Raw genomic sequence first — 13,260 nt, forward strand, 5'->3', positions numbered from 1 at the left:
ATTGAGTTATACACTTAGCGTCTGCTTTATATCTTTATGGTAGATAGGTTTTGCTATGACCATTCTTTCTATTGTTTTATGGAAAATACTCTGTTTAAACTGAGAGCGATTAATCCTAAAACAAAATTCATCAAAGTAAGCTTGTATATGCCATTTGGTAACATGGGTCGGTATTGCTCTTAGCCAAGATTTTAATTGCATGATTATAATATGGAGTTCTTTAAAGTTTTTACCGTTGTCACTAAATTTCTGTTCAATATTGTACCGCTTTTTTAAAGGTTCGTAACCTCTCCATTTATCAGTGACGATCTGGGCCGTAGTACTGATGTGTTCCTCGAATATTGGCGTTAACGATTTTGCGGAGTAATCGTCAATGGACCTGACATAGACCCGCTTGACCTGTTGCTTTTTACTCAATTCTACTGCTATAACAGCCTTTTTCTTTTTTGAATCGTAGCTCCTTCCCTGTTTGCCCTGTTCTTTTCCGCCAACAGTAAATTCATCGACATGGATCAACTCTGACAGAGGATAGTTTTGACTACTTTTCATAGCATTTCTAACTTTTTGCATAAAATACCAAGCTGTGCCCTGTCGAATGTCAAATCGTTTTCCCATTTGTATGCTCGAAACACTCTTACTGCTTGTACTCATTTCAAATACGACACAAAATGCCTTTTGCAATCCAAATTTAACCTTATGGAACAACGTGTTGGCGGTTGAACTTTCAACATGTTGGCACCCATAACATTGATATTTGTATCCAGATTTCTCACAGCCTTTTGTATGTCCACATTTCATGCAGGTAAAGCCGTCCTGCCATTTTATTTTTGCCAAATAGGCCTTACAAGCATCGTCATCAGGTAATTCCTTTATAAAGTTCAGTATACTTTGCCCTGTAAATTGTTCCATAATGCTTAGTTTTATTGGTGACAAGATACAGCATTTAAGTGACTAACTCAATAAAAGAATATGTCTCTATATGAGCGTGTTAGTGTGTGACGTATTTTAGATTCAATGATGAGATTTTGTTTATAAATATGATTCTACGCTAAGACAGTGCTAGCATGAGTAAAGCGGCAATTGTACCTCCTAAGATTGGAGCTACTACTGGAATCCAAGCATAACTCCAGTCGCTGCTTCCTTTCCCTTTTATGGGTAAGATTGCATGAATAATTCTGGGTCCTAGGTCTCTAGCAGGGTTTATGGCGTAACCGGTTGTGCCTCCCAACGATAATCCAATGGCCCAGACAACAAAGGCAACAGGAAGTGCTCCCAAAGATCCAAGTCCTATAACAGTTTTCTGGTCTAAAATTGTAGCATCCGTAAAATAGAGCACTGCAAATATTAAAACGAAGGTACCTATTACTTCACTAATGAAATTGGCGCTGGTATCCCGGATTGCGGGATCGGTACAGAACACCGCTTTTTTTAAATTAATATCATTAGTCGCCTCAAAATGTCTTCTATACATTGCCCAAACTAAGAATGCTCCTATCATTGCGCCAATAAACTGAGCAAGAATATAATAAGGCACTTCTATCCATGGAAATAGTCCTGCAACGGCCAGGCTTATGCTCACTGCTGGATTAAGATGAGCGCCGCTATATGGAGAGGCAACAACAACGCCAACATAAACGGCTAAAGCCCAACCGGTGGTAATAACAATCCAGCCACTGTTCTGTCCTTTGGTCATATTTAAGACTACATTAGCGACTACGCCTCCTCCCAAAAGGATTAGTAACATGGTGCCGATAATTTCTGCTATAAATGGTGTCATATATAAGTATGTATTAGGTTATTAGTTTTGCTCTGTCCAATATTGTAAAGCTTCAATTGCCCTATACCAACCTTCAATCCCTTTTTTTATTTCAGATTGTTCTTCAGTTGGAGAAAAGTGTACGTCGGTTTGCCATATTTTTTGGATTTCGTCTAGATCTTTCCAGTAACCAACGGCCAGTCCTGCTAAATATGCCGCGCCCATTACCGTTGTTTCAATCATTTTAGGCCTTACGGTATTCGTATTTAAAACGTCGGATTGAAATTGCATCATCAGATTATTAACCGTCGCGCCCCCATCTACCCTAAGTTCTTTTATAGTAACTCCAGAATCGGCCTCCATAGCTTTTAAAATATCCATGGTTTGATACGCTATGGATTCAAGTGCAGCCCTAGCAATATGGGCGTCAGTACTGCCTCTGGTGAGTCCGAAAATAGTGCCCTTTGCCTTTTGATTCCAATGTGGTGCTCCTAAGCCTGCAAAGGCAGGCACCAAATATATACCATCGGAACTTGCGACAGATTGGGCTAGCTTTTCTACGTCAGAAGAGTTGTTAATTATATTAAGGCCATCTCTTAACCATTGAACCACTGCGCCAGCTATAAAAATGCTTCCTTCCAAAGCATATTGGGTTTTGCCATTTATTTGCCAAGCTATAGTAGTTATGAGGTTGTTGGTAGAGATGATCGGTTTTTCTCCAATATTCATTAGCATAAAGCATCCTGTACCATAGGTGTTTTTTACCATTCCGGGTTTTGTGCACATTTGGCCAAATAAGGCGGCTTGTTGATCACCTGCGATGCCCGCTATAGGAATCTTAGTTGCGAAGAAGTTGGGATGTGTGTATCCGTAAATTTCGCTTGATTGCCTAACCAGAGGCAGCATAGTTTTTGGAATGGTAAACAAGTCTAAGAGTTCTTGGTCCCATTCCAAGGTGTTAATGTTAAATAGTAATGTCCGGCTGGCATTAGTAACATCGGTAATGTGCTGTTCTCCTTGGGTCATTTTCCAGATTAGCCAAGAATCTATTGTGCCAAATAGTAATTCACCAGCTTCTGCACGATTTCTAGCACCCTTTACATTGTCTAAGATCCATTTTACTTTGGTTGCCGAGAAGTAGGAATCAATAACCAATCCGGTTTTTTCTCGAATTAAGTCCGATTTCCCATTGGCTTTTAGGGAATCGCAATAATCGGAGGTGCGTTTATCTTGCCAAACTATGGCATTATATACGGGTTTGCCAGTATTTTTGTCCCAAACTACAACAGTTTCTCTTTGGTTGGTGATGCCTATTGCTGCTATATTGGCTCCACTAAGCCCTTTTTTTGTGACTACCTCTGCAGCCATGCCAGCTTGGGTTGACCATATCTCAATAGGATCGTGTTCTACCCAGCCTGGTTTTGGAAAGTATTGAGTGAACTCTTTTTGGGCTGTGGAAACAATGTTTCCTTTCTTGTCAAAAATAACAGCTCTAGAACTTGAGGTACCCTGATCTAGGGCGAGTATAAACTTTTCCATATGTTCTTAAAATCTTGGTTATAAGTTGATTAATTTTCTTTTTTCTGGTGTAGTATTGGGTTTGTTTTGTAGAACATAGTGCATGGCTAATGCGTTGTAATCTTCAATCTGTTTTTTTTGCCAGGTTAGATCTTTATTTAGTTCCAAAGCCATTATTTCAGCCACTATTGGAGCCATTTCAATTGAGACTTTGGCATCCAAAAATAATGCTCTTACCCTGCGTGCTAATACATCCTCTACGGTTCTTGCCATCTCATATCTAGTAGCCCAGACTACCTCTGCACCAATAAACTCTAACTTAGGATGTAGTTTTTTTCCCAAATCGGGAGAATTAACCGCTAATTCTAAAATAGCGTTTCTATCGGTTCCGTAGACGTATAAATGATCTTCACCGTGTTGAATATTTAACGATCCATGAATGGGAAGGTGTTGTGTGGCGCATTCTTTTTTGGGTAATTTTCCAATTCTAATTACTTTGTCAATGGTATCTTGCGCCATCCTTCTATACGTGGTCCATTTACCTCCTGTTATTGTAATCAAGTCCGATTTAGAAACAATGATCTTATGGCTTCTAGAGATTTCTTTGGTTTTTTCTGAGTCATCCTTAGGCGCTGCCAACGGCCTTAGTCCAGCAAAAATACTTAGTACATCTGACCTAGTGACCTTTTTAGAAAGGTAGTTGTTTGCCGTTTTTATTATAAAGTCAATTTCTTTTTGAAGTGCAACGGGTTCTAGGCTGTGGTCATCTAGAATGGTGTCTGTAGTACCAATTAACACTCTATTGTGCCATGGCACTAAAAATAGTACTCTTCCATCATCTGTTTTTGGAATCATAATTGCATCTTTCCCTGGTAAAAATGATTTGTCCAAGACCAAATGGATTCCTTGGCTAGGGCGAACCATATTTTTGGCATCTTTATTATCCATTTTTAAAACTTGGTCTGTGAATACACCTGTGGCGTTAATAATCACTTTGGCAGGTAGTACATATTCTTTATCGGTTTCCATGTCTTTTCCTACTACTCCATTTACTATACCTTCACCATCTTTTGTGAGTTGGGTCACTTGAAAATGGTTGAGAAGCGTCGCACCTTGTTCTATACAGGTTTGGGCAATATTAACGGCTAGTCTAGAATCGTCAAATTGTCCATCATGGTAAAGCACGCCTCCCTTTAATTTATGAGTTTTAATTGTTCTTAATCTACTTGCAGTTTCTTTGCTGTTAATATGAATAGATTTACCTAAGCTCAATCTACCCGCAAGAACATCGTAGATTTTTAATCCTATGGTATAGAACATTCCTCCCCACCACTTGTAATTAGGAATAATAAAAGACTGATTTTTTACCAGATGAGGTGCGTTTTTTAACATTAAGCCTCTTTCGTATAATGCTTCTTTCACTAAACCTAAGTCGCCCTGGGCTAAATAACGTACGCCGCCATGCACCAACTTTGTGCTCCTGCTAGAGGTGCCCTTGGCAAAATCTACTTGCTCTAGTAATAAAGTTTTATAGCCACGAACAACACTATCTAGAGCAACACCTAAACCGGTAGCGCCACCCCCAATAATGATAATATCCCACTTTTCTGGGGAGTCTAATTGTTTTATTATTGTTTCTCTCTTAAATAAATCCACTTTCGTTATGTTTCAAAATCATTCAATATTAGTTAAAATTATCCTAAATAAAAATATTATACAACAAAAATGAAAATTATTGAAGCCTAATTAAAAAGTTGGCTTATTATATGTTCTTCGAAAAACACTAAAGTATAGGGGTTATTTGTCTTTTTAAGTGTTTTAGATTATTTTATTATTAGATTGGAAAAATGATTTTAACCTTAATTTTGATATCTTCGTAAGGTTTCGTTTAGATGTTTTAATTTTGTTCTCTATAAGAGCTTATGGTATTTGTGCTTAGTGCTAAATAAAATTCAAAACCATTGAAAAACCAATAATTATGAAAAGACACCAAATTATATTGGAGAAACTTGCCCAAGAAAAATATGTTGAGGTATTGGATCTGTGTAAACTGTTAGGTGTTTCTGCGGTCACCATAAGAAAAGATCTTAAGTTTTTAGAAGAGAAAGGTCTTTTATTTCGTACCCATGGCGGCGCTTCTTTGGAAGATCCCTATATAAATGATAGGCATGTTACGGAAAAAGAGAAAATATCTGTAGAAGAGAAATCGGGAATCGCACAGGCTGCAGCTGCTCTTATAGTTGAAAATGATTCTATTTTGATCGGATCTGGAACAACGGTTCAGGCATTGGCCAAATTTAGCAAACCAATTGGTAAATTAATGGTGATTACCTCCTCTGTACATGTGGTTCTAGAACTTATAAAATTTAGAGATGTAGATGTTTTGCAGTTGGGTGGTTATGTAAGGCATAGTTCTGCCTCTGTAGTGGGAAGTTATGCATTGCAGATTCTGGAGAACGTTTCCTGTAGTAAGTTTTTTTTAGGGGTAGATGGGATAGACTTAGATTATGGCCTTACCACAACAAACTTAGAGGAAGCTCAATTAAATAGGAAGATGTTATCCTCTGCACAGAAGACAATTGTATTGGCAGATTCTTCAAAATTTGGTAAAAAGAGCTTTGCCAAAATATGTAATCTAGATCAGATAGATCATATTATTACCGATAAAGGGGTTTCTTCAACAGTGTTAGACAAGCTAGAAGATATGGGGATTTTAGTTACAGTAGTTTGATGCTTTTTCAATATTGAATTTACATCACCACATATAGAGTTAGTTATTTTGTAATAGGCTTTATATTTTTTAAAGCTAATATGTCTCCGAATAGGTGTTAGTTTCCGAATGCGAAACTTTTACCAATTCCTGTTTAGTTTATCCCCATATTAATCATAGCTTTGCCAATTAAATGGGGTGCTTACTAATTTATGTAGGCTGAGATGATACCCAAGAGCGCTTTTACGCTGTACCTGATCCGGATAATGCCGGCGTAGGGATTTTAGTTTATGGGTGTCCATAGTACTTCTCTTGATTCATCGTCCCATTTCATTGCTTAATATAAAGATTAATGATAGCGGATTTTTTAACGAACCTTACCGTACTAGAAGCTTTAGGAACTGCCTTTGGAGTTACTCAAGTCCTTCTAGCCAGAAATAATAATGTTAATAACTACTTATTTGGTATTGTATCCATTCTATTGGGGATATATGTACTATATCACTCTAAATTGTATGCAGATATCTTACTGAGCCTGTATTATTTTGTAATGAGTATTTATGGTTGGGTATATTGGAAATTTGGAAAGCATAAAGAGGAAGCCCCTATTTCCGGTTCTACTACCCAAGATCATTTAAAAGCGCTTGGGATTGTATTGGGTTGCTTTCTCTTAATGGCCTATTGGTTGCGATACCACACCAATTCCGATGTTCCATTTTGGGATGCTATTGTAGTAGCATTCGCTTGGGCAGGGATGTGGTTAATGGCGAAAAGAAAGCTTGAGAATTGGATATATCTCAATATCAGTAATATAATTTCTATACCCCTTCTATTTTATAAGGGCTTATACATCTACGCAGGTTTAACCATCTTTTTATTTATGGTGGGGACTTCTGGGTATTTAAAATGGCGTTCAATTGTTAGAAATGAAAGACAAGAAAAATATAACCCAGCTAAGGGGGCTGTGCTTAAATAAAGACCGATTCCCAAAGGCGGTTTTAGACTGGATACAAAATGAAAATCTTTGGAATATTTGGGTGCCTAAAGAATTTGGAGGTCTTCAAATGTCCTTGGTAGAAGGGTTGGGTCAACTTAAATCACTCGCCAAGATTGATGGGAGCTTAGGGTGGACAATTACCTTATGCAGTGGTGCCAATTTTTTTATTGGTAATCTGCAGCCTACAGTGGCGCAAAAAATATTTGGGGTAAATGCATCTCAGATCTGTTTTGGTGGTAGTGGAGGCGTATTTGGTAAGGCCGAAAAACAAGGAGATTCGTATATAATTTCGGGGAGATGGCACTATGCTACAGGGGCTGATTATCTTACTCATTTCACCCTAAATGCTAAAATCATGGAAGATGGTAAAGAGTTAGAGAATGCAGATGGTTCTCCTATGATTCGATCTTTTTTACTCCCTAAAGACAAAGTAGAAATTATAGAGAACTGGAATACTATGGGATTAAAGGCTACCGTAACTCATTCTTTTGATGTAAAAGAGGTGGTGGTAAATGAAAAATATAGTTTTCTTTACAACCAGGTATTGCTAGATTATCCAATCTTTAAAATTCCCTTTTCCGCTTTTGCCGATCTAACCCTTTGGGCCAATTATATTGGGATGGCTCAACATTTTTTGGAAGAAGCAACTGCAATTTTACCAACTGAACAGTTGGTTACTATAGAAGACACTATTGCTCATGCCGATAAAAATATGATAGGATTTGCCCAAGAGATGGAAGATGCAATTTCCAATCAATTAGTTTGTTCGGAAGATAAGGTTGTAAAGATCCATTCCCAAGCAGTAGATTCGGTTAAATCCATAACAGATTCTATTGTTAAACTCTATCCCTTTCTTGGAGTAGCAGCAAGCAGGGAGAATCATCAGATTAATCAAATTTTTCGGGATTATTTTACTGCCACTCAGCATCATATTTTTACTCGTTAGGTATCAGTTAAATTCTCCTGTGCTTGCGCGTAGGTAATCAGGCGGGCTTGCCCGAACGGTTACGGGCGGGTGTTGTTTTGTAATTGGTATATTCCTTTCATGGTATTATCGGTTTTCGATGAGATAATTTACTAGATAGGGATGGTTGTATTAGCCAATTCTTTAAGAAAACTATAACGACTTATTTTTCGTCATCATGACTTATAATTTTATCTTGGACTAAAAGATAAATTAATGGAACTAAAAGGTAAAGTTGCCTATATAACAGGCGGATCTAAAGGAATAGGGTACGGAGTAGCCCAAAAATTGTTACAAGCAGGAATGAAGGTGGCCGTTAGCGGTAGAAACTTAGATACCGTAACGAAAGCTGCAAAAGAATTAGGAACTGAAGAAAATGTGTTTGCGCTAGAATCAGATGTTACTAAACTTGAGGATGAGAATAAGGCTATTTCTCAAATTGTTGCAAAGTGGGGGAGCGTAGATGTAGTGCTCGCTAATGCTGGTGTAGGTCATTTCGCCCCCATAGATCAACTCTCTGATGATCATTGGCATCAGATGATAAATACTAACCTAACAGGGGCGTACCACACGCTAAAGGCTTCTGTGGAGGCTCTAAAGAAGAGTAAGGGGTATTATATAACCCTAGCTAGTCTTGCAGGAACTAACTTTTTTGCGAATGGAGCTGGATATAATGCCAGTAAATTTGGAGTAGTAGGATTTACTCAAGCAGCCATGTTAGACCTAAGGGGATATGATATAAAAGTCTCTACTATAATGCCTGGATCTGTGGCGACTCACTTTAATAATAATGAGCCTTCGGACAAGGATGCATGGAAAATTCAACCTGAAGACATAGGCGATTTGGTTTTAGATCTCTTACGTATGAACCCTAGAACCTTACCAAGTAAAATTGAAGTAAGGCCAACAAGACCCGATAAAAAATAAGCTATACCTCCTTTTCAGTTAGAGGAACGTCTGGATTACAGATTTCGGATATAAGCTTATTTAAAGCAGTGGTAAATAGGGCAATAGTCTCTTGGGTAATTTGATTATCCTTGGTTCTACTGCCCTTTTTTTCTTTGGTAGCAAAACTTAGAACTCCCGAGTTTAGATTTTTAAAAGAGATAATACCTGCTTCTATATTGTTAACCGGTGTAGTAGCATTGTACATTAAGGCGTAACAAAGTAACTGAAAGGCCTTGCTATATTCGTACTCTTCAATAAGGGTATCCCATTCCACTAACGCTACCTGAGTTTGGGTTACTCTGCCGGTTTTGTAATCAATAATCCTAATAACCCCGTCCTTCTCATCAATACGATCTAGTTTTCCTTTTAAGGTAATAGGGAACTCTACTCCGGGTACTGAAAGCTCTAATTTTAAATTCTCTTCAATTCCTAAAATCTTTATTTTGTGCTTTTTTATAGTTTCTAGCTCCATGGCTAGAAAATTAGAAATATACCTAAGGACTACCTGATATGCTATGAGGTTTTTCCCTTTAGAGATGTCTCCTTCTGCGAAACTTTTTGCAAAATGATGTAAAACGGTAGCCTTAACCTTTCCTTGCATGCTTTGTATCATACTAGCGTCTAGAAATTGATTGAGGTATGGCTTGTATAAATCTTCTAGGCTATCATGAACAATGGTACCAAAGGTATTACTCGCTACGGTCTCTTCTACTTCCATTACATCGTTTATTCCTAATAAGTTTCTTTTATAGAAGTCTATGGGGTTTCGTATATAATTGCTTAATGAGGTAGGGGAGAATCCACTGTTAGCATGTTTTTTAATTAAATCCATTAGTGGCACATCCTTATTTATGGATTGTAAGGTTTTAGGAGAGGTAGGTATCTTTGGGGCAGCAATAATTTCCGTTATTTGAGGAATTTTGTTTTCATCCGTAAGTAGCTGTGTTAGCAATCTACTCTTTTCCCCTCCTTCCAATACATCGGGTTCTGTATTGTATACTAGGTATATATTTTTTGCTCTCTGTAATAGTCGGTAAAAGTGATAGGTATAAACGGCATCCTTTTCTTTGTATGTGGGTAGTTGGTATACCTTTTTTAAGTCGAATGGAATAAAAGAGTTATTAGATTTCCCCGATGGGAGGATGCCTTCATTAACAGAGGTCAGTATGATGGTCTCAAAATCTAAAACCCTGCTTTCTAACATTCCCATTATCTGTAGCCCTTCTAGAGGCTCTCCTTGGAAGTCAAGCGTTTCTGTTCTAAGTAACTCTGTATACAGACTTTCCATAGATCTTAAGTCGTTTATAAACGCATGTTCAGCAAGCATTTCCTGAAGTTGGTTGAAGAGCGAATAAAACTTATATAGATATTCAAGCCCCAAATGGTCTTTAGATCTAGAAAACTTGTTTTTTAGTTTAAGGATTATCTCTTGGCTGTTATTTAAAAATTGAGAACCGTCGGATTGTCTTTCATAAAACAATAAATCTATTAGCTCAATAATATCAGGGGCAGCAGATCTAAGGTTGCTTGGATTTACAAAGGCCCAATTGTTCTTCTTAATTGTTTCTGCCAGTATACTAGCATGGTTTGTTTTGTTGTTGGTAAATAGTATTTGAATATAGGGGTGTGATAGAAAATCTAATACCTGCTGAAAGTACCATCCTTCCCCATCTCTTTTTAGGTATAGCTCTAAATACTGAGTGAATAGGCTTGCTAATGGCGTACTAGTTAATGGATAGCCCATGGTAATATTTACTGTATCTATTTCTTGGGGGATAGAGTTTAGGAGCGGGTTTAAAAGATTTTCGTCTCCAAGGACTATGGCAGCGTTTTTTAGGATATCCGGATTTTCTTGTTGTAGTTCTAATAGGAGGTTCCCCACATATTTGGTTTGTGAAACATTTTTTGGGACTCCTATGATGTTTATGTTTTTATTGTCCGAGTAATAGTTCGTAATGCCTTTTAGTGGTTTATTCTTTAAGGAAGGCCAAGACTTTAGGTGTTGTCTTATAAAATAGCCTGCATCATGGACTGGATCATTTAAAAAATAAGGATCGCTGTCCCAAAAGATTTCCGCATTACCTTTAGATAGTATTTCCTGAATAATAAAGGATTCGGCCGTATTTAGAGCGTTAAAACCAATAAAAACATGGGTCTTACTACTGTTGTTATTAAGGTATTGAGACAAATGCTCACAGGCGGTACGGTATATAAGTCCCTGATGGCCTATATTGTTACTCTTTAGTAATTGATTGAAAGTTGTATATAAAGGGTGTAATTGGTTCCAAAATTCGATATAGTTAGAAATAATTTCGCTTTTATCTTTTTGAAGCGACCAGTGGTTTATTTCCTGTACATCGGCTAAATAGGAGAATATATCTTTAGGGTTTATTAAATAGCGATCAATTTCATTAAAATCCTGTAGTAGAATTTGGCCCCATTTTGCAAAAGTGGAAAAGTTATCCTTTTCCTTTACCTCAAGAGTTAAGTAGGCTTTGTATAGTGTAAATAGCTGTTCGGTGCTACTAGCAGTTTCCAATTCGGAAATATGCTCTACAAAGTTTTCTATGCTATAAATTTTTGGGGCAAAACAAGTTTTGTTAGCTGTCTTTGCTATAGCAGTTCTTAATACTGTCCCTGCTCTTTTACTAGGAAGGACTAATACAATATTGTCTAGGGAAGGGTAGGTGTTTAAAAGATGGTCTACTATCTGTTGAAGAAAACTTTTCACTAGTGTTGATTTTGACAATTAATCTATAGGCTAAATATAGGGTATAGATTGGATTTAAGCACGTAGATGATGGCTTAAATGTGTAGGGAATAGAATATCACTTAAGTTTATTCTTGGCATAGGTTTAAACAAAAAAAGCTCCGCAATTGCGGAGCTTTTAATATACTTTTAGAAGTAACTAGTAATTATTTTACTAAGTTGATTTCAACTCTTCTGTTTTGTTCTCTTCCTTTAGCTGTATTGTTAGTAGCTATTGGCTTATCCTCACCGTAACCTACAGCAGATAATCTGAACTCTTCAATTCCTTTGTCTACTAAGAACTGCTTAACAGAAAGTGCTCTAGACTCAGAAAGTTTCTGGTTTAATGAGTTGCTACCTGTACTGTCAGTATGTCCTTCTACTGTAAACTTAGCAGTTGGGTACTCATTAAGAATTTTAATAATATCTACCATAGTTGAAGTAGAAGAAGCTTTGATAGAAGATTTACCAGTATCAAATAAGATAGTTCTAGCAAACTCGTTTAACTGCTTCTGAACCTCTTCAGTAACCTCAGGACAACCTTGGTTAGCTACAGTTCCAGCAACTTCAGGACACTTATCGTCTTTATCTAATACACCGTCTCCGTCAGTATCAGGCCATGGGCATCCTTTGTTTTCAGCAGGACCAGCCTCATTAGGACACTCATCATCCTTATCGGCAACACCGTCACCATCAGCATCAGGACATCCGTTTAAAGCAGCAGGGCCAGCTTCGTTAGGACAAGCATCATCTTTATCAGCAATACCATCTCCGTCAGTATCAGGACATCCGTTCATTTCTTTAGAGCCAGCAGCGTTAGGACACTCGTCATCCTTGTCTGGAATACCGTCTCCGTCAGAATCTGGACAACCGTTAAATTCAGCTAAACCAGGAATTTCTGGACAAGCATCGTCTTTGTCATATACACCATCACCATCAGTATCTACACCACCAAATTTAATGGCAAGACCAGCTAAATGCTGAAAATGAGTGATTGCTGCAGGGCTGCTAGGAGTAGCATAATCTTCAAATACATGCTTATAAGCAGTTTGTAAAGTTAAACCAATGTTATCGGTAAACCAGATATTAAGTCCAACGCCACCATTAATAGTACCAGCTCCAATTTCATCCATCCAAGTGTAACCACCACCGATTTCAACAAAAGGATCGATAACAGTGTTATTTAAGAAAGCATATTTAATTGTACCATCTAAAGCGTAATGAGAAAGGTCGTCTACCTTCATATCACCCCATTTGTCAATGCGGTTTAATGAACCTCTTGCTCCGATAGAAAAACCACTACCTACGTACTTAGATACTCCAACATAGGAGATAGATGGCAATACATTCCAGTGCTCAGATACATTGAAGAACTCCTTTCCGAAGCTGCTAACATCTCCGGTTGGGAAGACGTCAATAGCATTTGCCCCGAAACTTACTTGCCAAGGATTATTTTCGTCTTGCGCTTGTATGTTGTTGAAGCCTACCAGAAGTAAAGCAGCAACCAATAATTTGCTAAGATGTTTCATGTTCAATATTTTAAGTTAAGTGTTTATTAGCTGCAAATGTAAGTTGTTAATAACTATTAACAAAATCATTTAATTAGTTTTTTTGACTC

General features: G+C 37.5%; 10 protein-coding genes. 4 read left to right on the plus strand and 6 right to left on the minus strand.

What is annotated here, in order from left to right:
- Window positions 1-6 precede the first annotated feature (6 nt).
- The 4 genes from H344_RS0100965 to H344_RS19510 all read right to left on the minus strand — a co-directional run bounded on the left by H344_RS0100965 (window position 7) and on the right by H344_RS19510 (window position 4,939).
- Entirely contained in the window at window positions 7-909 is a 903-nt protein-coding gene (locus H344_RS0100965; RefSeq protein ID WP_026808569.1) for an IS1595 family transposase, read from the minus strand.
- 139 nt (window positions 910-1,048) lie between these two features.
- Window positions 1,049-1,777 (minus strand): MIP/aquaporin family protein, encoded by a 729-nt coding sequence (locus H344_RS0100970; RefSeq protein ID WP_026808570.1) that lies wholly within the window; start codon window positions 1,775-1,777, stop codon window positions 1,049-1,051.
- A 21-nt stretch (window positions 1,778-1,798) separates the two neighbouring features.
- Entirely contained in the window at window positions 1,799-3,295 is a 1,497-nt protein-coding gene (gene glpK, locus H344_RS0100975; protein WP_026808571.1) for a glycerol kinase GlpK, read from the minus strand.
- Between the two features lie 18 nt (window positions 3,296-3,313).
- A complete protein-coding gene (locus H344_RS19510) occupies window positions 3,314-4,939 on the minus strand; it encodes a glycerol-3-phosphate dehydrogenase/oxidase (protein WP_051253995.1) in 1,626 nt (541 codons plus the stop codon).
- 313 nt (window positions 4,940-5,252) lie between these two features.
- Between H344_RS19510 and H344_RS0100985 the strand changes: the two genes are divergently transcribed.
- The 4 genes from H344_RS0100985 to H344_RS0101000 all read left to right on the plus strand — a co-directional run bounded on the left by H344_RS0100985 (window position 5,253) and on the right by H344_RS0101000 (window position 8,872).
- A complete protein-coding gene (locus H344_RS0100985; RefSeq protein WP_026808572.1) occupies window positions 5,253-6,005 on the plus strand; it encodes a DeoR/GlpR family DNA-binding transcription regulator in 753 nt (250 codons plus the stop codon).
- Window positions 6,006-6,336: 331 nt separating this feature from the next.
- Window positions 6,337-6,960, plus strand: a complete 624-nt coding sequence (gene pnuC, locus H344_RS19515) for a nicotinamide riboside transporter PnuC (protein WP_051253997.1) — start codon at window positions 6,337-6,339, stop codon at window positions 6,958-6,960.
- Entirely contained in the window at window positions 6,911-7,927 is a 1,017-nt protein-coding gene (locus H344_RS0100995) for an acyl-CoA dehydrogenase family protein (protein WP_026808573.1), read from the plus strand. The genes pnuC and H344_RS0100995 overlap by 50 nt, the downstream gene beginning before the upstream one ends.
- Before the next feature lie 234 nt (window positions 7,928-8,161).
- Entirely contained in the window at window positions 8,162-8,872 is a 711-nt protein-coding gene (locus H344_RS0101000; RefSeq protein ID WP_026808574.1) for an SDR family oxidoreductase, read from the plus strand.
- A 1-nt stretch (window position 8,873) separates the two neighbouring features.
- Here H344_RS0101000 and H344_RS0101005 read toward each other — a convergent pair whose 3' ends face one another.
- Both H344_RS0101005 and H344_RS0101010 read right to left on the minus strand, forming a co-directional pair.
- Window positions 8,874-11,624 (minus strand): PD-(D/E)XK nuclease family protein, encoded by a 2,751-nt coding sequence (locus tag H344_RS0101005; protein WP_026808575.1) that lies wholly within the window; start codon window positions 11,622-11,624, stop codon window positions 8,874-8,876.
- Window positions 11,625-11,809: 185 nt separating this feature from the next.
- The gene (locus H344_RS0101010; protein ID WP_026808576.1) at window positions 11,810-13,171 is read right to left on the minus strand and encodes an OmpA family protein; all 1,362 of its coding nucleotides are present in this window, start codon (window positions 13,169-13,171) and stop codon (window positions 11,810-11,812) included.
- Between the last annotated feature and the right edge of the window lie 89 nt (window positions 13,172-13,260).

Origin of the sequence: Arenibacter latericius DSM 15913 (assembly GCF_000424985.1) — a bacterium.
Classification (GTDB): domain Bacteria; phylum Bacteroidota; class Bacteroidia; order Flavobacteriales; family Flavobacteriaceae; genus Arenibacter; species Arenibacter latericius.